The organism is Streptomyces griseocarneus (assembly GCF_014655595.1).
In the GTDB taxonomy this organism is placed as follows: domain Bacteria; phylum Actinomycetota; class Actinomycetes; order Streptomycetales; family Streptomycetaceae; genus Streptomyces; species Streptomyces griseocarneus.
In genome coordinates this window covers 82,602-109,563 of record NZ_BNBL01000011.1, presented here as the reverse complement: position 1 = coordinate 109,563, position 26,962 = coordinate 82,602, and the positions used below count along the sequence as shown (strand labels likewise).

At 69.2% G+C, this 26,962-nt stretch carries 28 protein-coding genes and 2 pseudogenes; 18 read left to right on the top strand and 12 right to left on the bottom strand.

Going from position 1 to position 26,962, the window contains the following annotated elements; genetic code table 11:
• Positions 1-164: 164 nt before the first annotated feature.
• A complete protein-coding gene (locus IE295_RS25595) occupies positions 165-506 on the top strand; it encodes a hypothetical protein (RefSeq protein WP_190066126.1) in 342 nt (113 codons plus the stop codon).
• A gap of 186 nt (positions 507-692) precedes the next feature.
• Positions 693-1,157 (top strand): hypothetical protein, encoded by a 465-nt coding sequence (locus IE295_RS25590; RefSeq protein ID WP_190066125.1) that lies wholly within the window; start codon positions 693-695, stop codon positions 1,155-1,157.
• Between the two features lie 170 nt (positions 1,158-1,327).
• Here IE295_RS25590 and IE295_RS25585 read toward each other — a convergent pair whose 3' ends face one another.
• The gene (locus IE295_RS25585) at positions 1,328-1,921 is read right to left on the bottom strand and encodes an MBL fold metallo-hydrolase (RefSeq protein WP_190066124.1); all 594 of its coding nucleotides are present in this window, start codon (positions 1,919-1,921) and stop codon (positions 1,328-1,330) included.
• A 131-nt stretch (positions 1,922-2,052) separates the two neighbouring features.
• On the opposite strand from IE295_RS25585, the gene IE295_RS25580 reads away from it, so the two are divergent.
• Together IE295_RS25580 and IE295_RS25575 are read left to right on the top strand one after the other, a co-directional pair.
• Positions 2,053-2,970 (top strand): GlxA family transcriptional regulator, encoded by a 918-nt coding sequence (locus IE295_RS25580; protein ID WP_190066241.1) that lies wholly within the window; start codon positions 2,053-2,055, stop codon positions 2,968-2,970.
• 773 nt (positions 2,971-3,743) lie between these two features.
• Entirely contained in the window at positions 3,744-4,979 is a 1,236-nt protein-coding gene (locus tag IE295_RS25575) for a glycosyltransferase (RefSeq protein ID WP_190066123.1), read from the top strand.
• Between the two features lie 118 nt (positions 4,980-5,097).
• On the opposite strand, the gene IE295_RS25570 is transcribed toward IE295_RS25575, so the two are convergent.
• The 5 genes from IE295_RS25570 to IE295_RS25550 all read right to left on the bottom strand — a co-directional run bounded on the left by IE295_RS25570 (position 5,098) and on the right by IE295_RS25550 (position 8,831).
• On the bottom strand, positions 5,098-5,958 hold the full coding sequence (locus IE295_RS25570; RefSeq protein WP_190066122.1) for an alpha/beta fold hydrolase: 861 nt from the start codon (positions 5,956-5,958) through the stop codon (positions 5,098-5,100).
• Between the two features lie 127 nt (positions 5,959-6,085).
• On the bottom strand, positions 6,086-6,514 hold the full coding sequence (locus IE295_RS25565) for a lasso peptide biosynthesis B2 protein (protein WP_190066121.1): 429 nt from the start codon (positions 6,512-6,514) through the stop codon (positions 6,086-6,088).
• A complete protein-coding gene (locus IE295_RS34195) occupies positions 6,511-7,758 on the bottom strand; it encodes a lasso peptide biosynthesis PqqD family chaperone (protein WP_268255726.1) in 1,248 nt (415 codons plus the stop codon). The genes IE295_RS25565 and IE295_RS34195 overlap by 4 nt, the downstream gene beginning before the upstream one ends.
• Entirely contained in the window at positions 7,656-8,675 is a 1,020-nt protein-coding gene (locus IE295_RS34190) for an asparagine synthase-related protein (RefSeq protein WP_190066119.1), read from the bottom strand. Before IE295_RS34190 ends, IE295_RS34195 begins: the two co-directional genes overlap by 103 nt.
• Before the next feature lie 18 nt (positions 8,676-8,693).
• Positions 8,694-8,831: a lasso RiPP family leader peptide-containing protein gene (locus IE295_RS25550; RefSeq protein WP_190066118.1), complete on the bottom strand. Its 138-nt coding sequence runs from the start codon at positions 8,829-8,831 to the stop codon at positions 8,694-8,696.
• A 499-nt stretch (positions 8,832-9,330) separates the two neighbouring features.
• Here IE295_RS25550 and abc-f point away from each other — a divergent pair, with 499 nt between their 5' ends.
• The 4 genes from abc-f to IE295_RS25530 all read left to right on the top strand — a co-directional run bounded on the left by abc-f (position 9,331) and on the right by IE295_RS25530 (position 14,282).
• Entirely contained in the window at positions 9,331-10,965 is a 1,635-nt protein-coding gene (abc-f, locus tag IE295_RS25545; protein ID WP_190066117.1) for a ribosomal protection-like ABC-F family protein, read from the top strand.
• 106 nt (positions 10,966-11,071) lie between these two features.
• A complete protein-coding gene (locus tag IE295_RS25540) occupies positions 11,072-11,713 on the top strand; it encodes a TetR/AcrR family transcriptional regulator (protein WP_190066116.1) in 642 nt (213 codons plus the stop codon).
• Positions 11,710-13,089 carry a carotenoid oxygenase family protein gene (locus IE295_RS25535; protein ID WP_190066115.1) on the top strand — a complete coding sequence of 460 codons (1,380 nt, stop codon included), beginning with the start codon at positions 11,710-11,712 and terminating at the stop codon, positions 13,087-13,089. Before IE295_RS25540 ends, IE295_RS25535 begins: the two co-directional genes overlap by 4 nt.
• Positions 13,090-13,256: 167 nt before the next feature.
• The gene (locus tag IE295_RS25530; RefSeq protein WP_190066114.1) at positions 13,257-14,282 is read left to right on the top strand and encodes an aromatic ring-hydroxylating oxygenase subunit alpha; all 1,026 of its coding nucleotides are present in this window, start codon (positions 13,257-13,259) and stop codon (positions 14,280-14,282) included.
• Here the strand turns inward: IE295_RS25530 and IE295_RS34315 are convergent.
• Both IE295_RS34315 and IE295_RS34310 read right to left on the bottom strand, forming a co-directional pair.
• On the bottom strand, positions 14,274-14,510 hold the full coding sequence (locus IE295_RS34315; protein ID WP_308013132.1) for an MmyB family transcriptional regulator: 237 nt from the start codon (positions 14,508-14,510) through the stop codon (positions 14,274-14,276). The genes IE295_RS25530 and IE295_RS34315 overlap by 9 nt on opposite strands.
• Positions 14,511-14,631: 121 nt before the next feature.
• Positions 14,632-14,910, bottom strand: a pseudogene (locus IE295_RS34310) (MmyB family transcriptional regulator); the annotation flags it as partial.
• 38 nt (positions 14,911-14,948) lie between these two features.
• Here IE295_RS34310 and IE295_RS25520 point away from each other — a divergent pair.
• The 5 genes from IE295_RS25520 to IE295_RS34510 all read left to right on the top strand — a co-directional run bounded on the left by IE295_RS25520 (position 14,949) and on the right by IE295_RS34510 (position 18,485).
• Positions 14,949-15,182: a hypothetical protein gene (locus tag IE295_RS25520; protein WP_190066113.1), complete on the top strand. Its 234-nt coding sequence runs from the start codon at positions 14,949-14,951 to the stop codon at positions 15,180-15,182.
• A 241-nt stretch (positions 15,183-15,423) separates the two neighbouring features.
• Positions 15,424-16,491 carry a polyprenyl synthetase family protein gene (locus IE295_RS25515; RefSeq protein ID WP_190066112.1) on the top strand — a complete coding sequence of 356 codons (1,068 nt, stop codon included), beginning with the start codon at positions 15,424-15,426 and terminating at the stop codon, positions 16,489-16,491.
• Between the two features lie 73 nt (positions 16,492-16,564).
• Positions 16,565-17,200, top strand: a complete 636-nt coding sequence (locus IE295_RS25510; RefSeq protein WP_190066240.1) for an ABC transporter ATP-binding protein — start codon at positions 16,565-16,567, stop codon at positions 17,198-17,200.
• Entirely contained in the window at positions 17,197-17,997 is an 801-nt protein-coding gene (locus IE295_RS25505; RefSeq protein WP_190066111.1) for an ABC transporter permease, read from the top strand. The genes IE295_RS25510 and IE295_RS25505 overlap by 4 nt, the downstream gene beginning before the upstream one ends.
• A complete protein-coding gene (locus tag IE295_RS34510; RefSeq protein ID WP_190066256.1) occupies positions 17,994-18,485 on the top strand; it encodes an SRPBCC family protein in 492 nt (163 codons plus the stop codon). Before IE295_RS25505 ends, IE295_RS34510 begins: the two co-directional genes overlap by 4 nt.
• Here the strand turns inward: IE295_RS34510 and IE295_RS34505 are convergent.
• Positions 18,474-18,677 (bottom strand): annotated as a pseudogene (locus IE295_RS34505) (hypothetical protein); the annotation flags it as partial. The gene IE295_RS34510 and the pseudogene IE295_RS34505 overlap by 12 nt on opposite strands.
• A gap of 145 nt (positions 18,678-18,822) precedes the next feature.
• Here IE295_RS34505 and IE295_RS25490 point away from each other — a divergent pair.
• Complete coding sequence (locus IE295_RS25490; protein ID WP_190066110.1) at positions 18,823-19,929, top strand: phospholipase D-like domain-containing protein; 1,107 nt, start codon at positions 18,823-18,825, stop codon at positions 19,927-19,929.
• A gap of 66 nt (positions 19,930-19,995) precedes the next feature.
• Here IE295_RS25490 and IE295_RS25485 read toward each other — a convergent pair whose 3' ends face one another.
• Together IE295_RS25485 and sigJ are read right to left on the bottom strand one after the other, a co-directional pair.
• Positions 19,996-20,571, bottom strand: a complete 576-nt coding sequence (locus IE295_RS25485) for a dihydrofolate reductase family protein (protein ID WP_190066109.1) — start codon at positions 20,569-20,571, stop codon at positions 19,996-19,998.
• Positions 20,572-20,711: 140 nt separating this feature from the next.
• The gene (gene sigJ, locus IE295_RS25480; protein WP_190066108.1) at positions 20,712-21,629 is read right to left on the bottom strand and encodes an RNA polymerase sigma factor SigJ; all 918 of its coding nucleotides are present in this window, start codon (positions 21,627-21,629) and stop codon (positions 20,712-20,714) included.
• A gap of 101 nt (positions 21,630-21,730) precedes the next feature.
• Here sigJ and IE295_RS25475 point away from each other — a divergent pair, with 101 nt between their 5' ends.
• The 3 genes from IE295_RS25475 to IE295_RS25465 all read left to right on the top strand — a co-directional run bounded on the left by IE295_RS25475 (position 21,731) and on the right by IE295_RS25465 (position 25,185).
• Positions 21,731-22,105 (top strand): hypothetical protein, encoded by a 375-nt coding sequence (locus IE295_RS25475; protein ID WP_190066107.1) that lies wholly within the window; start codon positions 21,731-21,733, stop codon positions 22,103-22,105.
• A gap of 646 nt (positions 22,106-22,751) precedes the next feature.
• Positions 22,752-23,759 (top strand): terpene synthase family protein, encoded by a 1,008-nt coding sequence (locus tag IE295_RS25470; RefSeq protein WP_190066106.1) that lies wholly within the window; start codon positions 22,752-22,754, stop codon positions 23,757-23,759.
• A gap of 121 nt (positions 23,760-23,880) precedes the next feature.
• A complete protein-coding gene (locus tag IE295_RS25465; protein ID WP_224323303.1) occupies positions 23,881-25,185 on the top strand; it encodes a cytochrome P450 in 1,305 nt (434 codons plus the stop codon).
• Between the two features lie 298 nt (positions 25,186-25,483).
• Here the strand turns inward: IE295_RS25465 and IE295_RS25460 are convergent, their stop codons facing one another.
• Positions 25,484-25,891 carry a peptidase inhibitor family I36 protein gene (locus IE295_RS25460; protein ID WP_190066104.1) on the bottom strand — a complete coding sequence of 136 codons (408 nt, stop codon included), beginning with the start codon at positions 25,889-25,891 and terminating at the stop codon, positions 25,484-25,486.
• Positions 25,892-26,257: 366 nt separating this feature from the next.
• Between IE295_RS25460 and IE295_RS25455 the strand changes: the two genes are divergently transcribed.
• Positions 26,258-26,938, top strand: a complete 681-nt coding sequence (locus IE295_RS25455; protein ID WP_190066103.1) for a helix-turn-helix transcriptional regulator — start codon at positions 26,258-26,260, stop codon at positions 26,936-26,938.
• The last annotated feature ends 24 nt before the right edge of the window (positions 26,939-26,962 follow it).

Below are 26,962 nucleotides of genomic sequence, written 5' to 3'. Positions count from 1 at the left end.
CTGACTGACGGCAGGGTTGAGGGCATCGGACCGGCTCGGCTGCTCGACGTGGCGGCGGCCACACGAATGGCGTACCTGAAGTGACGGAGGGGGTAGGTCTCCGTACGGTTATGGGTCCAGGTGTCCGAATTGTCGAACACCTGATCCTCATCGTGGAGGTCACCATGAACCGTCTTCGAACCCACGCTCTCGCGGCAGCCCCCATCGCCCTGCTGATCGGCCTGGCGGCCCCGGCGGCTGCCGCGGGCGACCCGCAGCCGATCGCGCCCAAGGCCCCGCGCGCGGTCTGCGACACGCCGGCCGCCAACGCCATCCTCACCGTCCAGGAAGGCATCGCGCTCAGGAAGTGCAGCGACGTGAAGATCGCCGTCAAGACCTGGCACTGGATGGGTAACTACGGATCGGTGTACGACGTGGTCAACGCCGCCAACGGCGGGGGGATCGGTGCCGGTGAGGTCATAACGCAGTACCTCAACGGCCTGTACCCGACGTTCATGTTCTACTGATCAACCGTCAGCGGAACACGCACGGGCACGGTCGCCCACCCCGCATAGCCGAGCGACGATCGTCAACCGCACGCCATCATGGCGTGCGGTTTCGGGGTATACGGCAGCGGGCAGCGAGCCACGTCGTCCTGGACTCTGACGAGGATGGGGTCTGCCGGTCCAGCACCTGAGGTAGCGTCCCGGCACATGACGGCCGACGACGAGAAGCGAGAGAAGTGCGAGGTGGGCGGGACGGGCGAGGCGAACGTGAAGGCTGCTGCGCGTGTGCGGCTCGTGGAGGACCTGGTCGCTCAGGTGCCCGGGTTCGAGGACGCGTACGAGTGCCACGTCTTCAACGAGAACGGGGTGCTCTCGCACCTGTTCTTCTGGGACGTCGTGCAGGACACCGTGCGCTCGTACCTGGGGGAGGGGGACCCGGACGGTCCCGACTGGCGTCGGGTCCTCGCCTTCCTGGAGGAGGAGACGCGGCGTCGTGTGCCCGGGGCGATCGAGGTCATCGTGACGTCGTTCCTCAATGACCTCCCCTACGAGGGGGAACCCGGGTACGGGATCGAGGCGCATCTCGGGCCGGTCATGAAGGAGAGGTACCTGCAGCTCCGGCCCTGGTACGAGGCGAAGGCCTCGGGCGCTCCGGGGAAGTCGGAGGCGTAGCGGGGGCCGGGCCGCCCTCAGGCTGGTACCAGGTCTGGCAGAACGTGTCGAGCGGGCTCTGCCTGTCGACGCCCAGCGTGCGAAACGGCACCCTCCTGCAAACGACGGTCTGCGATCCCTCCCACCAGTACTACAGGTCGCACCAGCAGTAAGTACCGCGGACACGGCAGCTAGCGCGGCACGGTGTCGCCGGCCTCGAACGGGCCGCCGTGGCCAGGCACGATCAGGTTGGCGGCGGCCAGTACCCGAAGCCGGGAGGCACGCAGTACCTCGCGGTCCGGGGCTACGGGGTCGTCCGCCGGTCCGTCCGAGTGCCACCACAGGTCGCCGGCGAACGCCACCACACCCGAGTCCGTGCCGGCCAGCAGGGTGATGTCCTCGGAGCTGTGTCCCGGGGTGCGGATCAGTCGTAGTGAGGGGGTGAGTTCGTAGCCCTCCGCGTCCCGGTTCTTCCACTGGTCGCCCAGGTACTCCACCTTGTGGTCGTGGACCCTGGCCCGGCCGAACAGGCCCACGTTCATGGTGTTGTCCGGGTGATGATGGCTGAGCACAACATCGGTGATGTCATCGGGGCCCAGCCCCAACTCCGCGAGCGGGCCGAGGATGTGGTCGCGGCTCGCCACCATGCCCGGGTCGAAGATCACATGCCGGTCGCCGTCGGACACGTAGGAAACGGTGGCGGCGACGCCGGGGCCGGTGGAGCCGACGTAGCCGGTGGTGAGGATCGTGTACACGGCGCTGCGGCCGAGCGGTGCGTCTGTCATGGCCCCAATCCTTCCGGGCCGACCGGCCGCTCACGAGTGGCACTTCTGCCGCTGATCGCAGGATTCGTGCCACACTGCCTCGCGTGCCTCCTTTCGTGACTGTCGCCGCGTACGGCCCGCCCGGAGTCGGAATGCTCGCCGTCGGCATCGTGGCCGAGGTGTTCGGCCCGCACGGGGAGGGGCTGCCCGGCTTCGACTTCGCGCTGTGCACCGACCGGCCCGGGCCGGTCCCCACCGACCTCGGCGTGCCGCTCACCATCGCGCACGGTCTGGACCGGCTGGCCGCCGCCGATCTGGTGATCGCCCTGCCATGGGCCGGTTTCCGCACCCCACCCGCTCCCGCCGTGCTCGACGCGCTGTCGGCCGCACACGAGCGCGGTTCGCTGGTCGCCGCCCACTGCGTCGGCACGTTCGCGCTCGCCGCCGCCGGGCTGCTCGACGGCCGGCGCGCCACCACGCACTGGCGGTTCGCCGAACTGCTGGCCCGCCGCCACCCGGCCGTCACCGTCGAACCCGACGCCCTCTACATCGACGAAGGGCGGATCACCACGGGCGCGGGAGCCGCCGCGGGCTTCGATCTGTGCCTGCACCTGCTGCGGCGGGAGTACGGAGCCGCGATGGCCAACGCCGTCGCCCGGGACATGGTGCTGCCCGCCCACCGCGACGGCGGGCAAGCACAGTACCTGGCAGCCCCTGTCCCCGAGGACTGCCAGGACGAGCGTCTCGCCGAGGTGCTCGCCTGGGCCCGCGAGCACCTCCACGAACCGCTTCCCGTCGCGGAACTGGCCCGGCGCGCCGTGATGAGCAAACGCTCCTTCGCCCGCCGCTTCGCCGCCGCCACCGGTACCACCCCGCACGCCTGGCTCCGAGGGTTGCGACTGAGCAGCGCCGAGGAACTCCTGGAGACCACGGACCTGCCGGTCGAGGAGATAGCCCGCCGGGTCGGATACGGGAGCGCGGCCGTGCTGCGCGAACAGTTCGTGCGCCGCCGGGGAGTGCCACCCCGCTCCTACCGCCGCTCCTTCACCAACATGCCGTTGAGCGGTTGAGCCGTTGAGAAGCGGAGGCACGCTACCTCCGGGCGATCAGACGGGGAACGCCCCCGCCTCGCTGACTTCCGCGTTCAGGTCGCACCAAGCGATAGAAGTGCCACCGGAGCGAGCGCGGTTGCCGAAGTGGACGTACAGATAGCCGTCGGGCTGGTGACAGACGGCGTACGCGGTGAAGGAACTGCCGTGGCACGTGATCGACGCGCCGTGGCCCCTCCTACCCCTCTCGTACCGCCAGGTGTCGCAGGAGAACGAGGACGTGGCGGTGCTGTCGGAAGCGGCAGCGGAAGCCGAAGCGGAAGCCGAAGCCGAAGCGGGCGCTGCGACACTCACCGCACCCCCGCCTGCGAGGGCGAGGGATACGCTGACGGCCGCGACACGATAGCGGATTCTCATGTGCCCTCCTGTTGCTGATGTGTTCGGTTCGATGCGAGTGGTGACGCTACCCACGGACACCAGCACCCGGTAGTGCCGGAGCGGAGTTGGCCGGGAACCGGCCGTTCACTATGGGGCGCTCCCAGCCATGTCGGAAAACTGTCCACCGCGCATCACAAGGAGGGCACCAAACCCCGCCGACCGACTGAACGTCAAGTGATTGGAGGACGCGGCCCTCCTGGTTCACGACAACTGCGCGAGAAAAGAAAAAGGCAAGGGAAAAACACACTCCTTGCCACTCTCAACATATAGCGCACCGGGGGGCTTGCGGCAAGACCCGGGTAGTACCGCAGAATCGGCGGCCGAAAGCCAGAACCTGCGGAATTGGGAGTCGCGAAGTGCGAGTGCTGTTGACAACGTGGGGATCGCGCGGAGACGTCGAACCGCTGGCGGGACTGGCGGTGGGACTGCGGGAACTCGGCGCGCAGGTGCGGGTGTGCGCGCCGCCGGATGAGGAGTTCGCGGCGCTGCTGGAGCGTGTCGGCGTGCCGCTGGTGCCGCTCGGCCCGTCGGTGCGCTCGTTGGTCTCCGGGACGAAGCCACCGACGGCGGAAGACGCGTTCCGGCTCGCTCCCGAGCTGGTCGCCGCGCGGTTCGAGGCGCTCACCGCGGCGGCCGAGGGATGTGACGCGCTGCTGGCAACCGGTCTGATGCCGGCCGGCGCACGGGACGTGGCCGAGAAACTGGGCATCCGCTACGTGTACGCGTGCTTCCATATTTTCGGATTGCCGTCGCGGCACTTCCGTCCTGGGGTACGGCCGGGCAAGCAATCCCCGCAGGACGAGACCGACAACCGGGTGCTGTGGGAGCAGGACGCCCAGAGGGTGAACGCGTTGTACGGCGAGGCGCTCAACAGCCATCGGGCGGCGATCGGCCTGCTGCCGGTGGACAACGTCCGCGACCACGTCTTCACCGACCGGCCGTGGCTGGCGGCGGACGCGGCGCTGTGTCCGTCGCAGGGCATGACGGACCTCGACATCGTGCAGACCGGGGCGTGGATCCTGCCCGACGACCGGCCGCTCCCGGAAGGGCTGGAGGCGTTCCTGGACGCGGGGGCACCACCGGTGTACGTGGGCTTCGGCAGCATGGCCGCGTACGCTCCGAAGGACATTGCCAGGGTGGCCATTGAAGCGAGCCGCGCACAAGGCCGCCGCGTACTGCTCGCCCGCGGCTGGGCCGGCCTGGCCCCGATCGACGACGCCGACGACTGCTACGTCGTCGGCGAGGTCAACCAGCAGGCACTGTTCCGCCGGGTGGCCGCCGTCGTGCACCACGGCGGCGCGGGCACCACGACGACGGCGGCCCGGGCCGGCGCGCCTCAGGTGGTGGTCCCCCGGATCGCGGACCAGCCGTACTGGGCCGCTCGAGTGGCCGAGCTGGGCATCGGCTCGGCTCACGACGGCCCGATGCCGACCTTCGACTCCCTGTCCGCCGCGCTCACAACGGCCCTGACGCCCGAGACCCGCGCACGGGCGAGGGCCGTGGCCGGCGCAATCCGCACCGACGGGGCGACGGTGGCGGCGAAACTGCTACTCGACGCCGTCAGCCAGGAAAGGCCACCCGTGTCCGCGTGAACCACACGCAATCGTCGAGATTCCGAGGAGGCTCCGAGGTCGTGAACTCCCGTCCTTAGATCGGGAGTTCACAGCCGACAGCCCCGTTGATCTGCTTAAACAGATCAACGGGGCTTCTTCACGCGGGCAGTCCTCGAACGAACCCGGTGACCAGCGTCGCCACCGCCTCTGGAGCTTCCAGGTTCATGAGGTGGGTGGCGTCAATCCGGTTGACGGTGATCGTCGGCCGGGTGCGGGAAAGCGCGGCCAGCTCGTCGGAGACCCCTCGTGCGAACCGGGCGTTGAATTCGCCGAACCACTCCATGCCAGGCGCAGGCGGTAGCTGTCGGCCGGCTTGCACCAGCAGCAGCGGGCGGTCTACCCCGTCCAGCCAGGTGGTGACACCGGGCGCGCCGATCCTGTGGAGTTCGTCGAGGATCTCCAGCGCCGCCGCCCGTTCCGGCAGCGTCTGCCACTTGCCGTTGGGCAACGGGTGTGCGGCCGCGCGGGCAGCGTCCTCCGCACGGTCGGCGGGAATCCCGAACCGGCCGGATTTGATGACCTGTTCTTCGATGTACTCGGGTGGCGCGATGGCCCCGGCCGATGCCAGAAGCCCCTCAGTCACCCGTTCAGCGCCGGGGTACTCGCGTCCCCACCAGAAGCCGTCGAGATTCACGGCGGCACGGGCACGGGCACGGTCCGGGTTCGCCCGGGCGTACTCGACCGCGATCAGTCCGCCGAGGGAATGGCCCACCACAACGGCTTCCGGCACGCCGTGCGCGTCGAGCGTGTCCGCGACGTGCTGCACCACGGTGGGGATGTTCCAGGGGGAGATGCCGGGCGAGCGGCCGTGCCCGGGAAGGTCGACGCCGAGGACACGGTGCCCGGCGGTGAGCACGGTGGCCGAGGCGTCCCAGTCGGCGAACGACCGACCGAAACCGTGCAGGAGAACCAGTTGAGGGCCGTCGCCCCCGTAGTCATGAACATGTAGGAGTGTCATTGGGGTTCACTGTAGGTGGCACGCAGCATTTCGAACACCGGATTAAAGATCTTCATCGAACGCGCAGTGCGCACGTGCGGTGCAACGCAGTACGAGCGGAACAACGAATACTTCTGACCCGCGCCGGTCAGAGCCGCTTCCCTGGCAGGCTCGGTACGACCATCATCCGGTGGTAGCGGCCCGCAAGGGGTGGCTCGCCGACCGGGTGGCCGTCGACCTCCACCCAGGCGTGGGCGCGGAAGGGCGCGGTGCGTACTCCCGTGCACCAGTCCGGCCAGACGCCGCGCATCCGGCACAGCAGTGCGGTGGCCACGGAGCGCTGCAGGCAGCCCTCCCCGGCGCACCGCGCGCTCACCGCGACGACTGCCCGGCGCGCGGTGAGGGCCTGCTCCGCTGTGGCGGGGGCGGCCCCGCGCCGGACCAGCGACAGCACGCGACGGATGCGGTGGGGCTTGAGCGCGACGAGCAGCCGGGCGGCGGCGGTGGCCAGGAGTGCCGGGGGACGGCGGTGCAGTGCCAGGCGATCGCGGGCCGCCGGCACCATCGGCTGGCTCATGCGGGCACCACCAGCCGGGCCTCGAACAGGGCGCCGATGACCGCAGCCGTGTCGCTGAGGGAGCGTTCGGCGGTGAGCTGGGGGTAGACCTCGCGGAGCCTGCACGCCGTGTCGGGCGGTGCGGCGCCGCCGAGCAGGGTGCGCAGGATGAGGGTCGCCGTGCCGTTGAGCTGCCAGTACCGGCCGGTGACCTTGTCGAGCAGCACCATGCCGTCCTCGGTGTCCATCGCGCAGACGTCATGACGCAGGGCGAGGCTCACAACGCTCCTCCGGTGGTCGCGGTGCTCGGTGGGCGGGTGCCCGCGGCATGAGAGCGGAGCCAGATTTTCGCTGCCCAGGCTGGGGCCTAGGGAGCGCAGTGCGTCCGGGGTGGGGTGGACCCCGAGCAGATTCGTGCGGATGGCTGCCGTGTCGATCAGCCCGGCGCGGGCGAGCTGTGAGTCGTCGAACAGCTCCACCAGCGCGGCCCGGTTGTGGCGCAGGCTGATGTGGAAGTCGACGCTGTATTCGCCTTTGGTGCGCTGTTGCAGGACGGAGTCGGGGACGATTCCGTCCATCGCGGCGGCGAGTACCGGCTTGTACCGGCCGGGCGTGCTGCGTTCGGGCACGCGGATGGCAAGCGCCGCCTCGAGCACGCTGTCGTCAAGGTAGGGCGCGGCGTACGCCAGCCCCTTGCGGGAGAAGACGTGGTCCAGCTGGCGGACGCCGCGTCCACCGGCCTGTACGCACGTGAGCGCCGCGTGCTGTCCCCGTCGGGGTGCGAGGGCCTCGGCGGCCTCGGCGACCTCGCGGAGCAGGCTCTGCACGGCCCGGACCGCGTCGGGGGTTGCCCATGAGGGCATGCGCAGGTCCACGCCCCATGCCGTCGAGGGGGCGCGGCGGCCTGGTGCGGTGGGAGGGGGCTCCGGTTCGGTGAGGCTGTCCGCCCAGGCTGCCAGCCACTGGCCGAACGTCCTGCGGTCGGCGAGTTGGCGCAGCAGCGGCCACAAAGGCCAGTGCTGGGAGGCGCGGTGCGTGCGGATGCGGGTGAACGCCGCCAGCGGGTGACTTCGGACGTGGTCGTGCAGGTGCGGGGGAAGTGCGGAGAACAGTTCGTCCCCGCCGCCACCCATCATGTGCAGGCGCGACCCCCGGCCGGTCATCAGCTGGGCGATCGTCGCGATTCTGGAGCTGTCGCGCACCCAGGGGCCCGGTTCGTCGGTGGGGATCTGCTGCCGGTCAGAGCCGTCAAGCCGCTGTACCACAGAGGCCATTCGTGGCGTGAGGGCGTCACGTGCTCGGTGCCGGGGAGCATGTCGGTGGCGCGTACGGCCCAGGTGGCGTCGTCGTTCTCGGGGTCGAGGCTCTGCCAGCGCAAGGTCACCAGCCGGGCCCCGCCCGGCCGCCCCCGGGCTTGCTCCCGGGCGGCCAGGAAGCACAGGCTGGTGGAATCCAGACCTCCCGACAGGTCCGAGCTCACCGTACCGCCGCCGGCCATGCAGGCGCTCACCGCGGCGGTCAGCGCCTCGCGCACGGCGGGCACCCCCTGCTCCAGGGTGAGTTCCGGCTCCGGAGGGCTCCACCACCGCTGCGTACGGGCCCGCCCGTCCGCCTCGATCAGCAGGCAGTCATGGGGGCGCAGGCCCTGCACGCCCAGCCACACGCATCGGTCGTCCAGCGGATACGGAGGAGGCGAGGCCAGCAGGTGAAGAGCCAGCAGCCGCTCGTCCACGCCCGCCCCGGCCGCCTCTCCGGTTCCCGCGGTCGCCGACGCGAGCCTGTCCGACCTGTCGGCGGCCAGCACCGCCCCGCCCACGCGGGCGTGGAAGAGCCGCCGCACCCCGGATGCGCTGCCCCTGGCCCGGACCCGGCCGTCCACCGAGACCAGAAGATGAAAGCTGCCCGTCAGGCCCTGGGCGGCCCGCTCCACGTCCGCGAGGTCACGGACCTGGCCGGCACGCGCGGACAGCGCGCCGGGGGTGACCGGGCAGCGCCCGATCACCGCCAGTCGCCGCGCCCCTGCCGTGCCCACCGTCACATGGCCGTCCGGCCAGCTGCCCAGCAGCCACGGCCGGCCGGAGTGGTGAGCGATGGCCTCGGTCGCCCAGGGGCGCAGGAGTCGCGCGGCGGCCGAGCCCGACTCACCGTCCGGCAGGATCGCGAACCACACGTCACCGGCCATGAGTTGACGGCCCCGGCCTCAGCTGGGGCCCAGGTACCACTCGTAGGGAGGGAATCCGCCCTCGTACTGCGCCCCGGTGGCCTCGCCTCGCGTCAGATCGGCGAAGTCACCGACCTCCACCATCATCGGCGGTTCGTACAGCTCCTGCTGTTCCATGAAGAACCCCCCTGCTGTCAGTGTTCAGTGCTCAGTACTCAGTGCGGATCTGCACCTGGCGAGGGAGTGCCCGGATCTTCCCGGACTACGCTCAGTAGCGATACATTCCGTCCGAAAGAGTGGGGAGTCGACGCCTGAGCGCATGGGGACGCCGGGCCGTCCGCCTCCTGCGCTGCTCGACACAGCCCTCCGCTGCCCCCGCCCAGGCTGTACGGCTGCTCTGTGAGGCATGCGCCGGGGGAATCAACCTTCCTGGTGGGGTAGTTGTTCCGACCCTCCTGCCCTTGTTGTTAGAATGCCGCGAGCATTGATCACGTGTTGAGGAGACACCAGACATGGTGATGGACGACGACATCTCCGGGTGACACCCGGACCCGACAGGCCACCGGCCGGTGCGCGAAAGCACCGTCGTCGTGGCTTCGTTGTCGTCTCTGCGTTCCCTTGTCTGCTGTCGAGGCAGAAGTGTCATTCCTGCCTCCTTCCTCAAGAGGTCACCTCCATGTCCGGCGTTTCCGTCGTCTGCTCGAACCTGTCCTTCACCTGGCCCGACGGCACTCGTGTCTTCCAGGGCCTGTCCTTCACCCTCGGCTCCGGCCGCACCGGCCTCGTCGCACCCAACGGCACCGGCAAGAGCACCCTGCTCAAGCTCATCGCCGGTGACCTGCGGCCCGGCACCGGGTCGGTCTCCATGGCCGGTCCCCTCGGCTACCTTCCGCAGAGCCTCCCCCTGACCGGCGATCTCACCGTGGCCGAGGTGCTGGGCGTCGCCGCGATCATCCGGGCCATCGACGCCGTGGAGTCCGGGGACGTCGACGAGAAGCACTTCACCACCATCGGCGACGACTGGGACGTCGAGGAACGCACCCGCGCCCAGCTGGACCGTCTCGGCCTGGCCGACCTCACGCTGGACCGCACTCTGAACACCCTCAGCGGCGGCCAGGTCGTCTCCCTCGGTCTCGCGGCCCAACTGCTGAAGCGGCCCGACGTGCTGCTGCTCGACGAGCCCACCAACAACCTCGACCTCGAGGCCCGGCACAAGCTCTACGACGTGCTGGCGGACTTCAACGGCTGCCTGTTCCTGGTCAGCCACGACCGTGCCCTGCTCGACCGCATGGACCGCATCGCCGAACTCGACCGCGGCGAACTGCGCATCCTCAGCGGGAACTTCACCGCGTACGAGGAGGCCGTCCGGGCCGAGCAGGAGGTCGCCGAGAAGAACGTCCGCAACGCCGAACAGGAGCTGAAGCGGGAGAAACGGGAGATGCAGCTGGCCCGCGAACGCGCCGAACGCCGGCAGAGCAACGCCGCCCGCAACCTGAAGAACGCCGGACTGCCGCGCATCTTCGCCGGCACCATGAAGCGCGGCGCGCAGGAGTCCGCCGGACGGGCCGGCCAGATGCACGCCGGCCGGATCGACGAAGCGAAGGCCCGGCTGGACGAGGCCGGACGCGCACTGCGCGAGGAGCAGCGCATCACGCTGGACCTGCCCGCCACCAACGTGCCCACCGGACGCAACCTGTTCTCCGGCGAACAGCTCCGCGTCCGACTCGGCGACAAGAACGTCTTCGCCGGCCACGGCGTCGACCTGACGATCCGGGGACCGGAACGCATCGCGCTGACCGGCCCCAACGGCGCCGGGAAGAGCACCCTGCTGCGTCTGCTCAACGGCGACCTGGCCCCCGAGAACGGCGAGATCAAGCGGGCCGACGGGCGCATCGCCTACCTCTCGCAGCGCCTCGACCTTCTGGACCCACACCGTACGGTCGCCGAAAACTTCGCCGACTACGCCCCGGAGCGGCCGGAGTCGGAACGGATGAACCTGCTCGCCCGCTTCCTCTTCCGTGGTGGTCGCGCCCATCTGCCCGTCTCGGTGCTCTCCGGCGGCGAGCGGCTGCGCGCCACCCTGGCCTGCGTACTGTGCGCCGAACCGGCCCCGCATCTACTGCTCCTGGACGAGCCGACCAACAACCTCGACCTGGTCAGCACGGGCCAGTTGGAGAGCGCTCTGAACTCGTACCAGGGGGCCTTCGTGGTGGTCAGCCACGACGAGCGGTTCCTCCACGAGATCGGCGTGAACCGGTGGCTGCGGCTGGCCGACGGCCGGCTGACGGAGACCGGAGCCCCTGAGGCGTGAGCTGACGGACGATGTCCTGCTGCCAGGGGGCGACGTAGGTATCTGGCAGCAGGACGGGTCGGGCGCCAGGCGGTAACAGTGTTACCTGTGAGCTACATTGTTACCCATGAGCAGCACGATCTATCAGGACGCCCTGCGCAGCGGCCAGGAGGCCGCGCGTACCGCCGTCCTCGACTGCGCCATAAAACTGCTGGTCGAAGAGGGGATCTCCGCGCTGACGATACGGCGGATCGCCGCCGAGATCGGCACCTCGACCAAGGTCCTCTACACCATGTTCGGCGGGAAGGACGGCCTCGCCGACGCCCTGTACCGGGAGGGATTCACACGGCTGCGCCGGGCGCAGCAGCAAGTCCCGTGCACGACCGACCCGTTGTCCCACCTCAACAGACTCGGCACCGCCTACCGGGAGCGCGCGCTGGCTGAGCCCGCCTACTACCGGGTCATGTTCGAACAGGTCATCCCCGGCTACCGTCCGAGCGCCGAGTCCCTCGCCGTGGCGGCCTCCGCCTTCGACACCTCCACCGAGGCGGTCGCCGCCTGCATCGAGGCCGGCGTCTTCCGGCCCGGCGACGCCCACGAGATCTCGAAGCTCCTCTGGGCCGCCGCGCACGGAGCCGTGAGCCTCGAAATCGCCGGACACTTCCCGCCGGACACCGCCGCCCGCCGCTACGAAACGCTGATGACCGCCGTGGGCCAGGCCTTCCTTGCCCAGCCGGAACCCACCACGGATCAAGGACGAACCGCATGACGACGCCAAGAATCGCCAACCGCTATCTGTCGGGGAACTTCGCACCCGTCACCGAGGAGACCACCGCCTACGATCTGCCCGTCACCGGCCGGATACCGGCCCACCTCAGCGGCCGCTACTTACGCACCGGCCCCAACCCGCTGGGCATCGAGGATGCGGCCGCGCACATCTGGACCCTCGGCGAGGGCATGGTGCACGGCGTGCGCATCCGCGACGGTCACGCCGAGTGGTACCGCAACCGCTGGGTCCGCTCCGCCTCCGTCGCCGACCGCCTCAGCGAACCGCGCCGCGGCACCGTCGTGGACGAGCGGATGGACTTCGCCCCGAACGTCCAGGTGGCGGGGTTGGCCGGACGCACGTTCGCCCTCATCGAGGGAGGGCTGAAGCCATACGAACTCACCTACGAGCTGGACACGGTCGGCCCGTGTGACCTCGGCGCGACGCCCGAGGGCTACAACGCCAACGCCCACTCCGTCTTCGACCCGCACACCCGCGAGCTGCACTCGCTCGCCTTCCGTTACGGCTCCGAGCACGTCCAGCACATCGTGATGGACGCCACTGGCGCCGTACTGCGCGCCACCACCGTCCCGGCACCCGGCAACCCGTACATGCACGACTTCGCGTTGACCGCTCGCCACGTCATCCTGTTCGACGCACCCGTGGTCTTCAGCGCGGCCCACCTTGCCACCGGAGTGCCCTTCGTCTGGGACGACACCCACCCGGCCCGGGTCGGCGTGATGCCGCGCGAGGGCGGTGAGGTGCGCTGGTTCGAGGTCTCGCCGAGCCTGGTCGGCCACACCCTCAACGCCTACGAGGACGGCACGAAGACCGTCGTCGACATCATCCGCCACCCCGAGGGCTTCAACATCCGGGACTTCGGCACCAGCCGCCCCACACTCGACCGGTGGACCATCGACCTGGCGGCCGGCACCATCCGCGAGGAACGGCTGGACGACCGAACCCAGGAATTCCCCCGCCTCAACCCCCGCTTCACCGGCAGCCCGTACCGGTACGGCTACGCCGCCGCCGTCGAGCTCTACGCACCGCCCGCCGGGCCCGAGGACCAGCGGCCGGACGAGGGCTTCAGTAGCGCGCTGCTCAAGCACGACCTGGTGCGCGGCACCACCGAGGCGCACGAGTTCGGGCGCCACGCAGCGGTCGGCGAGGGGGTGTTCGTCCCCGCCGAGTCACCCACGGCGGAGGACGACGGCTACGTCATGGCCTACGTGCACAACCCGGAGCGCGGCGCCGCGGACCTGGTGATCCTCTCGTCCCAGGACTTCACGGGCCCGCCGATCGCCCGCATCCACCTGCCCGCCCGGGTCCCGCTCGGCCTCCACGGCAACTGGGTCCCGGACGATCAGCCTGCTGGGTAGCACTGCGACGAGCAGAGCACGGCGTTCGACCACCGGTCCAGGTGGGACGGAGCCAGGACCAGTGACTCCGTCCTACCCTTGCCGGGCCACCCCAGCAGATACCTCATACGGGCGTCCTTGCTGGATAGGTGATATTCGATGTCTTTTCCTGTGATTGGCTGCCAGCCATGACGATGAGGGACGAGCCACCCACATCTCGTACTCCACACCCCACCGTTGACGAGCCGAGTCCGCGTCTGCCCTACCCGAGTGGCTGGTTCTGCCTGGCACGCTCACGCGAACTCGCCCCCGGCAGCGTTCTGACCCGCCGCTTCATGGACAAGGACGTCGTCCTCTACCGCACCCGCGACGGCCGGCCCCGCGCGGTGCGTCCCTACTGTCCACACCTTGGGGCTCACCTCGGGGCAGGCGGCACCGTGCAGGGCCAGAACCTGGTGTGCCCCTTCCACCGCTTCGCCTTCGCCCCCGACGGCACCTGCGTGAGCACCCCCGACGGCCCGCCACCGCGTGCTCGCCTGCTGCACCACACCATCAGCGAGCACAACGGCTTCGTCTTCGCCTGGTACGAACCGGACGGCGCCCCACCCACCTGGGACGTTCCCGACACCGTCCAGACCGGAGTCGTGCCAACGGCCGCCTGGAGCGCGGAGGTGCACACCTACGCCCAGGAAATCATCGAGAACACCCTCGACTACCGGCATCTCCCCGTCCTGCACCAGGTGGCCGTGCAAGAACTCGACCCGCCGACGTCCGAAGGCCCCCTCCTGCGCATGCGTCTGCGCCTGGGGCCGGACCGGCCTCCTGTCCTCAGGCAGAGGATCCAGGCCGACCATTCGTTCCTCATGGCGGGGCTGGGATACCTCCGAGTCGAGCTCCCGCTGCCCTCGCTCGGTCTCATCAGCTACCTGTGGGTCATGCACACACCGACCGGGCCCCGACGCACCCACATGCTGGTCGCGACAGCCTGTGCGGACATCCGCAAGCCGGACGCCACCGGAGCGTCGCTCCCACGGCGCGGCCTGCACCGAGCCTTCGCCCGCGCGATGCTGAGGACCGCGGTCGGCAAGGTCCACCAGGACCTGGCGATCTGGAACACCAAACGCTACGAGCCGCGGCCCCGCCTCGCCGCAAGTGACGAGGCCATCGGCTTCTTCCGCCAATGGGTCCGTCAGTTCTACCCGTCATCACCCTGAGGGAAGGCGATGGCGCTTGGGCCAGGCCCAGGGCGGCCCTCGCGAGGACACGTACGCCACTGGGCCCTGGGACTGTGCGTCGGAGTAGATCACCAGCGTTTGTTCCGGGTCCTCGGCCAGGTGGAACGCGGTGTACGCGAAATCGACGACTCCGCGTTCCGGGCACCGTAGCCGTTTGCGTCCGCCGTGCCGCACCTGCGCGTCGTACCGCGGCCACCAAGCGCTCACCTCGGGGCTGCCCGCCTTCAGCTCGTCGAGCAGCCCGTCGTAACGGGCGTCGCCGTGGTTGGTGGGAGGCGAGCGTTCGCAGCCGGGCGAGGAGGGCGCGCGCCTCGTGCTCCCAGCCGACCAGTACGTTCCGGGCGGCGGAATCGAGGAACACCCAGCGGGCGAAGTTCGGTTGCCGGTCCTCGGTCGCGGCGGTGAGGTTTGCGAACTGCTCTTCGGCCGCCCGATTGTGGCTGAGTACGTCGTGCGTGCCGTTGATGATGTACGCCGGATTCGGCTGGAGCAGGAGCAGGAGCAGGGGCAGGAGCAGGACGGCCGCCACCTCGGCAGTGAGCGGCTCGGGCTGGGCTGCCTTAGCTGCGGGCGCGTGACCAGCCAACCTGGGACGAGTCCCCAACATCCGGAGCAACCCACCCAGACTCGTCCCGTCAAGCAGCAATGATCATCGTGGACTACAAGGGAGCCGAGTCAGCTCTCGAGCCTCAGCTGATCGTGCTGGGAACGGAAAGCGAACGAATCTTTGCGGCTTTGGGCATGACCGCTCATGTCCGGAACCTCGGAGAAGTCATGCTCGGCGCGGAACGAGCCGAGCGCACCGGCCCATGGCCCCTGAGCTGGACGGGGGCGGTGAAGCGCGGCATCCACTTCTGGGGGCCTTCCGCAGCCGGATGACTTCTGCCGGCTTGCACAGGTCATGCTTCCGGGCGGTGCAGAGCGACGGCCGCCGCGGACGTATCGACGTGGTCTTTGCCGTCAGCGAGCACGGGCAGCCGGCTGCTGAATCCGGTCGTACCGCGACTGCTGCTGCCGTGACTCCCGATCGCCGGTGTCGTTATGCGGTGGGCGGAGGCCGGAGATGACCACGGCGGGCTGCGGGCTGCGGCTGCCGACCACGGGGCGGGACGAGGCAGTGATGACACGCATTCTGTTGCACAGCACTGTCCCGCATGGCACGTCGAAGCGGCCGCCGGGAAGTGAGGAGATCCTCGAGCGGGGCGTGGCGCTCGTCGAACCCGAGCTGCGCCGGATCGTGGCACGGCTCCATCCGTCCGTGGCCCAGGTGTGCCGCTACCACCTGGGGTGGGACGCAGAGGGTTCCGTGGGTCCCCTGCAGCGAGCCGGCAAGCGCGTGCGCGCGGCGCTGGCGGTGCTGTCGGTCCGCTCCGTCGGGGCGCCGGAGCGGTTCGCCGCCATCGCCGGAACGGCCGTCGAGCTCGTGCACCAGCTCTCCCTGCTGCACGACGACGTCATGGACGGTGACACCGAGCGTCGCGGTCGGCCTGCTGCCTGGGCCGCGTTCGGTACGGGTCCGGCGGTGCTCGCCGGTGACGCCCTCGTCGTGCAGGCGGTCGCTGAGATCTTCCACGCGCAGGCTCCCGGGGCTTCCGCGGCCACCAACGCTCTCATCGTGGCCGTGGAGAAGACGGTGGAGGGGCAGGCGGAGGACCTTTCGCTCGAAGGGTGGTCCGCGGGCGAGGTCTCCCCGGACCGGTACGTGGGCATGGCACGCGGCAAGACCGGCGCCCTCTTCGGCTGTGCCGCGGCTTTGGGCGCCGTGCTGGCCGACGCGCCGGCCCCCGTGGTGCAGGCACTCCATTCCGCGGGGAGCGAGTTGGGGGTGGCCTTCCAGATCCTCGACGACATCCTCGGCCTGTGGGGCGAGAGGGCGGTCACCGGAAAGCCCGTCGGAGCGGACCTGATGTGCGGCAAGAAGACATTGCCCCTCCTGCTCGCGGTCGGCTCGGGCACCGCCGCCGGCCGGCGGCTCGCGGCGCTGCTGGGCTCCGGTCCTCTGGCTCCGGTTGATGTCCCCGAAGCCATGCGACTGCTGGAGGAGACAGAGAGCAGGCGACGTTCCGAGGAGGCGGCTGTCCGCCACGTGACGTCGGCGCTTACGGCCCTCGGCGGGGCGTCCATCCCTGCCGACGTGCAGGAGCAGTGGCGGCATTTCATCACCGACCTGTCCCGCCGCAGCAGCTGACAGTTACCCCGATACCCCGACGACGATCGTTACGCAGGAGGAAGCACTCGCCGTGCCCCGAACTCCGTACGCCCTGCGCGTGCACGACGTACACAAGTCCTACAGGTCACGCCGTGTGCTCCGAGGCGTCTCCTTCAGTCTGGAGCCGGGCACACTGGCAGGCGTCGTGGGCGAGAACGGCTCCGGCAAGAGCACGCTGCTGCGCATCCTGTGCGGCCAGATCGCCGCCGACTCCGGCAAGGTCGAGCACGGTGGCTCCCTGGGGTACTGCCCGCAGGAGACCGTACTCAACGACTCCCTCACCGTCGACCAGCATCTGAGCTGGTTCCAGACCGCCTACGGCCTGGAGGGGTCCGACCGGGCCGAGGAACTGCTCGAAGAACTCCACTTCGCCGAATACCGGCACACCCGGGTGGATGCCCTCAGCGGAGGCACCCGGCAGAAGCTCAATCTCACCCTGGCGCTCATGCACGACCCGGACGTGCTGTTGCTGGACGAGCCGTACCAGGGCTTCGACTGGGAGACCTACCTCCGCTTCTGGGACGTCGCGGCCCGGCTCCGCGAGCGGGGACGCTGCGTCCTGGTCGTGTCGCACCTGGCCTGGGACACCCAGCGGCTCGACGTCGTGCTCCGCCTGCGTCACGGAGTGGCGACACCGGGGGAGTCCGACGTGATGCGCGAGGTGACGACGCGAGGGGCGGACCGTTGAACTGGACGCACAGAGGGCTCCGCACGGGCGCCTCGTTCGCTCTCCTGGAACACGCTCGCAACCACCTCGCCTTGGCGCTGGTCGTCGTGTACATCCCTCTCTGGCTGACGCTGGAGCACTTGTTCGTCACTCCGGCGCCGGCGCGGTTCCTGCTGCGCGCGACGGGTCGTACCGTCACCGTCAACGGAAATCATCTGACGATGGTGTCCGGGGCTATTAACACGGTGACACTCATCGTCGGCTTCATGATGTTCATCACCACCTTCAAATCCCTCGCCTTCGACCGCAGGCTCGCGTTCGCCGGCTATCCCCGCACATTTCTGCTCCTGAGCAAGGTCATCGCCATGACCGTCGCCTCCGCCCTCATCGCGGGTTACGCCACGGCCGTCATCTGCTGGTACTGGGATCCCGTCCGGCCAGGGCTCCTCGCGCTCGGTCTGTTCACCGCCACGGTCGCCTACGGCGGTATCGGCGTCCTCCTCGGGGCCTTTCTGCGCAACGAACTGGCGGCGCTGTTCGTCATCATCATGGCGAGCCTGCTCGACACCATGCTGCAGAACCCCATGAGCAACACGGGAGCCGACAAGGACGGGCTCCAACTGCTCCCCGGCTATGGTCCGACGCAGGTCAGCGTTGCCGCGGGCTTCACCTCCACGGACACCCCGTACGGACACCTCCTGCTCGGCCCACTGTGGTTCCTCCTCATGTGGGGACTGGGAACCGCCGCCTTCTTCGCCCGTACCCGCAACCACCTCCGACTGCCCCGGAGCGCACAGCCGACCAGGAGACTGACGTGAGCCGCCACGAGATGCGCTTCGCCGGACGCTGGAGGGCACCGCTCCCGCCCACCACCATGTACGCGAAGCTGGCCGACATCGAGCACTACCCCGGATGGTGGCCGGCCTTCCGTTCCGTGCAGCAGACCGGCGAACGGGAGTGCGAGGTCGTCATCAGGTCGATGCTGCCCTACGAGCTGACCGCACGGCTGAGGCCGCTCGTCCAGGATCCCGTCGCGCGTGTCTTGGAGGCGGCACTCGAAGGGGACATCACGGGCAACGTGCGATGGCGCGTGGGAGACGACGGTGGGCACGGCTGCGTGGCCTTCTTCACCGAGGATGTCAGCGTCAGGAAGCCCGCGTTGCGACGCTGGATGCCACTGGCGCGCCCGTTCTTCCACCTCAACCACGCCGTGGCCATGCGATCGGGACAACGCGGTGTGGTGGCCGGTGTTGAGCCCTTGGGCGCCTACGGGGACGTGGATGTGCGCGGCGTCGCCGACCAGTAGCAGACGGCCTGCGCGGTAGCACCCGGCGAGATGCGTGGCGTTGCCGGACCTCGCCCTGTCCACCCTGGGTGCGCCCCTCGTGCGCCCGTATGCGCCCGTATCGCCTGTGGAGTGCGCGGCGCGCCGGCTGATGCTCTGGACGCGAACCAGGTAGTCACCAGCCGCTGTGTCACCAGATTGCTCATGGGACATCCGCTGCACCGGGAAGTGCGTACGTGGTGTGACGGGCGCGCTGCTACACAACGACGCGCTGCGTATGAGGCAGCCGGTGCGGGGAGGAAGACGGCGTTCCGGGCGCACCGTGTGCCCTCCGGCGCTGCGTTTCAGGGAGAGGACCATGGGGCTGTCGCGTGTTGTTCGAACGGGCCGGACGGCAGTGGTGGCCGTGGTGGCCCTGGCGCTCTGGGGAGCGACCACGGCGGTGGCGCCGCTCGCATCAGCTGTCCCTCAGGGACGGTACTCGGTGGTCGTCCAGCCCGAAGACGGCCTGACACCGGTCTACCGGCTCATCGACTCCGCGCGGCACGACGTCGACCTGATCACTTACCAGCTCACCGACACCATGGCCGTGCAGAAGCTGGTCGCGCGGCAGAAGGCGGGCATTCGGACCAGAGTCATCCTCGACCAACGCCAGCAGCAGGTGAACGGCCCCGCCTACACAGCACTCAAGGACGGTGGCGTCGACGTGGTCTGGTCGGATGCCCGCTTCTCCTACACCCACCAGAAGACGCTGGTCGTCGATGGCACGACGGCACTCGTGATGACCGGCAACCTGGTCCCGAAGCGGTACGCGACCTACCGTGACTACGGCATCGTCGACACCGACCCGGCCGACGTCGCGGCAGTCGAGCGGGTTTTCGCGGCCGACCACGCCCACGCACCGGTCACCCCGGAAAGAGGCAGCCACCTGGTGTGGTCTCCCACCGACGCCCGTCGGCAGCTCCTCGGCCTCATCAGCCGGGCCAGGACAAACCTGTGGGTGGAGTGCCTGGAGATGAGCGACACCGAGGTCATCGACGCCCTGGCCGCAGCCGCCCGGCGGCACGTCCAGGTCACGGTGGTGATGACCAACACCAAGAACACCTACGCCCGGGCCTTTGACACCCTGACAGCCGCCGGAGTCCGGGTGAGCACCTACGCGCCCTCGGACACCCCTTACATCCATGCCAAGGCGATCGTCGCCGACCACGCGACCGCGCGCGAGCAGGTGTTCATCGGCTCGGAGAACTTCACCCCCACGTCGCTGGACAAGAACCGCGAGCTCGGCGTCATCCTCCCGCACAAGGCGATCGCCGACCGGGTCCAGTCCGTCATCGCTCACGACTTCGCAGGCGCGACCCCCTGGACGCGGAAGGAATCGTCCAGCGGCCCCCTCACAACGCTCCGGACAACCGTGAACCAAACGCTCTCCCCGGCTCCGGCAGCCGCCGCCCCAACCGGCTGAAGCGCGACCGCGCTGGATGGCCGCCCGTGACTTTCCCGGACGGCACACCCAGCAACTCAGCACCTTCTAAAGCAAGGCCTGGCGCGCCACGCGGTAGCGGAGGTAGACGACTCGTGAGCTGAAAGTGCGGGTCTCGACGAGTTCGAGATCTACCCGGCGCTCGCACCGGGGAAAGAACGGAATACCACCGCCAACCAGCACCGGGTAGACCCTGGCCCGGTACTCGTCGATCAGCCCCAACGCGGCCGCCTCGGCGGCGAGAGTCGCGCCGCCGATCGCGATGTCGCCCTCGCCCGGCTCGGCTCGCAACCGCTCGATCTCCTCCGCCAGGCCGCCGGAGGCCAGACGGGCATTGCCCTGCACCGTCGACAGCGTGGTGGAGAACACCACCTTCGGGAGCGGCTTCCAGATCGCGGCCCATTCGAGCATTGAGTCGTCGAGCGATGGATCCTGGTCGGCGCTCTCCCAGTACAACATCGTCTCGTACAGCCGTCGCCCCAACAGGTGAACGTCGACCTTTCGGATCTCGTCGATCCAGGAGCGAAAGACCTCCTCGTCCGGTTCCGTCCAGCCGAAGTCGCCATCCGGCCCGACGATGTAGCCGTCAAGGGAGACGCCCATCGAGTAGGTCACGCTGCGCATCAGAAGTCCTCCTCGGGAACAAGTTCCACACTACGACCGTCGGCTGCCGCAGGACTTATCACGGCTCGCGGGACCCCTTAGATCTCCCGGCACCAAGCGCGAAGATCAGTACGAAGGACGGCGATCTTTCACAACACGGCCTAGTCCTCCCGCGCCCACGGCCGCAGCTTCTCCGGGTTGCGGACCGCCCAGATCCGGGTGATGCACCCGTCGGAGACGTCGAACGCGGCCACGGTCATGACGACGCCGGCACGCCGGGCCACCAGGCCCGGCACGCCGTTGACCGAACACTCCAGGAGTTCGAGCCCCGGAGCCTTGTCGGCGATGGCGACCATGTACTGGGCGATGCGCGCACCGCCCTCGACCGGGCGCAGGACGGTGCCGACCATGCCGCCGCCATCGGCGGTCATCACGGCAGCCGGGTTGAGAAGACCGACGAGGGCTGCGATGTCCTTGGTCTCCCATGCTTCTTTGACCTGCCTCACCACGTCCGCCTGGCCGGTCGCCGACACCGGGGCGGGCGCGACGCTCACCCGCCGCCGGGCGGAGGCGGCCAGCTGCTTGCAGGCCGCAGGGGTCCGTGCGAGAACGTCGGCGATCTCGGCGAACGGATACCGGAAGACGTCGTGCAGGACGAAAGCCACCCGCTCGGCGGGCGTCATCGACTCCAGGACCACGAGGAAGGCCATGGTCACCGACTCGTCCAGAACGATCTGGTCGGCGGGGTCCGCACGGCCGGTGGGGTCGGCGCCGCCCGCACGGTCCCACTCGGTGCGGTCGGGCAGCGGCTCGGGCAGCCATGCGCCGACGTAGCGTTCACGGCGGGCTCGCGCCGAGCCGAGCAGGTCCAGGCAGATGCGGCTGGTCACCGTCGTCAGCCAGGCGCCGGGGGACAGGATCTCCTCCTGCCGGCTGCGCGGCAGCCCGTACCAGCGTGCGTAGGCATCCTGTACGGCGTCCTCGGCCTCGGTCACCGAACCAAGCAATCGGTAGGCGACGTTGATCAGGTGGCGTCGCCCGCCGGCTATCTCATTCGCGCTGGTCCCGACAGTCCCCATGCTTCCGGCCGCCCCCTCGCCTTACCTTTCGCAGGCCCGCGTCGTCGGACTGGTGAGACCTTATCGACCTGCTGCCCGAGGGCGGAAAAGGGGACTGTGACATGGCCACTCAGGTGACGAAGACGGCGAACGCACAGCGCGGCTCCTCGTTCCTGCGGATCGCGATCGCCCTGCAGACCCTGACCATCTTCCTTCAGGCGGTCTCCGCCGGACTGCTGCTGACCTCGTCCTACGGGGAGATGCTGCACAGTGTCGGAGCCCGTGTGATGTACGGGGCGTCGATGCTGTACGTGCTCGTGGCGGTGCTGGCGTGGAAGCCGGGCGGCGGCTCGCCCCGGCCTGTCTGGCACGCGTCAGGATTCCTCGTACTCGCCTCGGTCCAGGTCGTACTCGGCATCGCGCACGTCCCGTCGGTCCACCTCCCCCTGGGTGTCCTGATGTTCGGTCTGAGTGTGCTGGCGCTGGCCCGGCGCTGAGTCCGATGCGGGGCCCCGCCGGGCTCCACTGTGCCGCTTCTCGCGATCCCGGCACCTCCTTCATCGCGCGCACCAGTAGCTGCCCCTTCGACGGCGCGTCGTAGCGCAGCCCCACGGCATCCGCGGAGAACCGCTCGACCTCCGGGCAGGCGAGGTTCGGCTTGGTCCGCCCGCCGGTGCGGGCGCGATTCTCGGGGACCTCCAGGACCCCGCACCGTGCGGCGATCGGCTGGGGCGTCTTCGGGCAGGGGCGTGGTCGGCACAGGGCCGGCCCCGGCCGGGACAACACGCGTCGGCGTGGACGGCCTGGCAGCGATCGGGCGCGCCGCCGCGCGTAGGACGACACGGTGAGGACGACACGGTGTCACAAGCTCCTGCTCTGCGGTGGCTGCCGCCGTCCGCACAGGATTCACTGGCGCATTCGTGTCCTTTCCCGTCCCGCGCAGGGCCGGGACCATGGATTGCTCGTCGTCAGCGACGAAGGTCCTGAGGCCTACCGAACAGCAAGCGGGATGAGATCACCGCTGCCCATGCCCCCGTCCCGGACCCCATGCATGCGGCGTTTCTGAGTCACCCCTGACAACGATCGACAGGGGTTCGTAGCTGGATGCGGCAGCGTCACTTCCCGCTGAAAGGACACGAGAGCATGCGACACGATCTCACTGACTTCGATCAGGTTGTCCTGCCGGCGATCGAGTTGCCGTGGGCCGGCAGTCTTCATTCCGATGTCCAAGTCATGCACGTGGCCTCGGTCTCCTGGTCCGAGCGGCACGCGTTGCTCCGGAATGACGCCGAACGCGACCGGTACGCAGGCTACCGATTCGCGTGGCTGGCCGCGCGCTGCTTCCCCCGTGCCGATAGGGCGTTTGCCCAGTGGGCCGCCGACTTCATGCTCTGGTTCTTCCTGTTCGATGACGTGACGGCCGATCGTGTGGAGAACGCAGAGCAGGCGGCCACCATGGTGCGGAGGCTGACCGCGATGTTGGACGTGGTCGATCTCGAGGAGCTCGGCGAACAGCCCGTGCACGGCGAGACGGCATGGCTGGATCTGTGTCGCCGGCTTCGTGCGTTGGTGCCCTCGGCTGAGAATTATCAGCGGTGGGCGACCGCGATGCGGTTGTGGTTGCTTTCGTTGGCGACGCAAGTGTTCGATCAGGTGTGCACCGACCACGTCAGTCCTCGTTCGTACGCGTCGTTCCGCCGCTACTCCGCGGGCCTGAAACCGCCGATTGCGCTCGCGGACGTGGCCAACGCCGGCCCCATCACGGCCGAGGAGTTCTCCTCGCCCGAGGCGCGTCGGCTGGAACTGCACGCGGTCAACGTCATCGCGTGGTCGAACGACGTGCTCAGCGCCCCGGTCGAGGTGCATGAACCGTCGACTCGCAGCCTCGTCACTGTCATCAAAGACGCCGAGCCCGGCCGGTCGTGGCAGGAAGCGGTGAATCTGGCGGTGGACCAGACGCATGCCGAGGTCGCCAAGTTCGCGGAGCTTGCCGAGGTAGTGCGCCGCACCGCGAGTCCCCATCTCTCCGGATGGATCGACGGCTGCCAGGACTGGATGACCGGCACGGTCAACTGGTCTCTTCACGACAGCGCCCGCTACGGCCACGCCACCGCCGCCCCGCTCTCCGCCGGCCCCCCTCTCCGCCGGTGAGCCGCCCCAGCGCTCCTCACCCCTGAATGCCGCAGAACATCTGACGGGGAAGCCTTCCGATCCGTACCGGACATGACCGCAGCCGATCCCAGATATCGACGCGACAGGACGGTCTCGCACGATGCCTGCCACTCTGCCGCTGCCTCCCGGCCCCGCCCTCAACCGCGAAGAACTGTGGCGCCTGGAGCAGCAGCCTTCGGTGCTGGAGGAATTCCGCGCCTCCTATGGGGACCTGTTCACGCTCTATCGACCAGATCAACCGCCGCGGGTGTTTCTCAGCGACCCTCGCCACTTCCGCAGCATCCTGCTACGGCACGACCGGGAACTCGTCGGCCTGGGCACAACCATGTACAACGACCTGATCGGCCCGCGCAGCATGCTCAAGCTCGCCGGAGCCGAGCACCGACGGATACGGCAGATCGTGACACCCCTCCTCGTCGGCACATCGCTACAACGACGGGCCGATACGGTGCACCGGCTGATCACACAAGGGCTGCACGACCTACGCGGATGCCCCCCACAGCCGCTCGCCAGAATGACCATCAGGATCACGGCGCGCGTCATGAACTCACTGATCTTCCCCGACCTTCCCCAGGCCACCGACCACGCGGTGGAAGAAGCGCTCGTCGCCGTACTCAACGCCCTGCACAACGCACGCACAGCCGCCCCCCAGCGACGCGCACAGCTCGACGCGCAATACCGCCACCACCGGACCGAACTGGACCGCCTCCTGCTGACCGAGATCGCTCGCGCCCGCACCACAGGAACCGGCACCAGGGGCTCCCTGCTGACCGCACTGCTGGCCGCGCCTCACCAGCTGCCCGACCACGACATACGCGACCAACTCGTCAGCCTCCTCACCGGAGGGACCACGACGGCTGCCAACGGCATGTCCATGGCCCTGTACTGGCTGCACCACCGCCCCGACGTCGCCGAACGCCTGACCGCGGAACTGCGGACGCTTCCGGAACACGCCTCCACACGGGAGATCGCGTCACTGCCCTACCTGTCCGCCGTGTGCATGGAAGCCCTGCGCGTCCCGACGGTCACCCCGACCAGCGCTGCGCGGCGCGTGGTGACGCCCTTCACCGCAGAGGGCTTCCACTTTCCCGAAGGCACGGAAATCACCGTCGCGATCCACCTCGCCCACCACGACGAACAGGCCTATCCCGACCACGCCCGGTTCCGGCCGGAGCGGTTCCTCGGGAGGCCTCCCGACGGCATGCGCTATCTCCCCTTCGGCATCGGCTCCCACCGCTGCCCGGGCGCCCAGATGACCGAACTGGAGATGAGGCTCACCCTGGCCGAAGCCCTGCGGCTGCACGCTTTCGGTCTCCTGGGCGCCGACGACGAGTTACGACCCCGCTCGCACGGGGTCAACCTCACGACCCCTCACTCGATCCGGGTGCACTGCCCCAGCGCCTGATGCTCACATCTGACCACATCGGCACACGACCGTGCGGAAACAACCTGGGAGTGCGAGCACCTGCACCGTGCCGACGCCGTCCTGTTCCGGTTGTGCGCCGAGAGCATCCAGCGGATTGTCCTGTACGAACCCGGCGCCCTCGCCGCTCGCGACACGGAATGGACGCGCTCGGTGAGGTCCTTTTCGTGGGCCGCCGCCTGCCCGGGGAGGCAGGTCCGCTCCGGCGGGGGAGGCGGCGGGGCCGGCGCGTACGTCAGCCCCGCGACCGCACCGCTTCAGGCTTCCGTCAACACTGAACCTAGCCGTCTTCGCCGGGCGGTGTCCCGCAGGACGGACCGCCCGGACCGCCGAACTGCACCGAGCTGAAGAAGTCCCTGTAGGCGGGGAAGAGATTGCCCTTGCCGGTCGGGCCGGCGGAGGTGACGGCTGTGCAGCCGGTGTAGTTGGTGTCGGACCAGAGATGAATGGTCGAAGTGGTCCGGTTCCAGTCCGACTTGGCCCTGTCGTTCATGCCGAGCGCCGTGAGGTCCGGCGTGTTCCCTCGCAGCTTGATGATGTCGCCAGTGCCGTCGAGCCCCGAGAACATGCAGTAGTAGTCGGCAGGGCACCGGTCGTACCCGTCGGCCGCATGGGCTGTGGAGGCCGGCAGGACGCCGGCAGCCGCGACGGCCACCGGCACGAGCACGGTACGCAGTGGGTTCCTCATCTGCTGATGCTCCTTGACACGGATTCCGAAGGTTCGTCGACTCGTGTGGATCGCCGCTCGCACTGCCACCGCCCTGACCTTCTCAGAAAGTGGCTGTGTCATCGCGCGGTTCAGCCGGAGGTTTCCCCACCACTGCACCAGCCCCACACAGATCACGCGTAGTGCGGGAGTCGTCAGGAGCGCGAACAGCAGCCACGCGCTACTGCGCTACTGCATGTCTCGGCGGACAGAAGCGACAACATGCAAGATGCCCTTCTATCAACAGATGAAGCCACTGCTCGACGCCTGCATCAGCACCCGACTCATCCATCCGGGGTCGGGTCCCGTCGTTCTATCTCCAACCTGTGTTGTTCTTACAATGGCCGGGTGAAGGACATCGACGCGATCGCGGCATTGCAGGATCCGGTGCGGCGCCGCCTGTACGAGTACGTAGTGGCGCAGGGCCGCGAGGTCGGCCGCAACGAGGCCGCCGAGGCGGCCGGGGTGGCGCGCACACTCGCCGCACACCATCTGGACAAGCTGGCCGAGGTCGGGCTGCTGGAGAGCGGCAGCCGCCGCCTGACGGGCCGTTCGGGTCCGGGCGCGGGCCGTCCCGCCAAGGTGTACACGCGGGCGCGGGCCGAGCGGGAGGTGTCGCTGCCCGCCCGCGACTACCGCACCGCCGCCGAGCTGCTCGCCGAGGCCGCCGAGCAGGCCGGCCTTGACGCCGGGCTCTGCGCGGCCGCGCGCCGCCGGGGTGAGGCCCTGCGCGGCTCGGCGGCGCCCTGCGGCGGCCTCGAAGAGGCCATGGAGATGCTGGCCGCCCGCGGCTACGAACCGCACCTGGAAGACGCCGAGGTGGCGACCGGGGCGGCCGCGCGCGTCGTACGCATGCGCAACTGCCCCTTCCATGCCGTCGCCGAACGCTTCCCGCCGCTGGTCTGCGGTATGAACCTTGCGCTGCTGGAGGGGCTGCTCGGCACGGACGGCCCCGTCCACGCCCGCATGGACGCCAGGCCGGGGGAGTGCTGTGTGGTGGTCGAGGATTCTAAAAATAATGATCGCTGACATAGAAAGCCGGTCTGTGCAGGG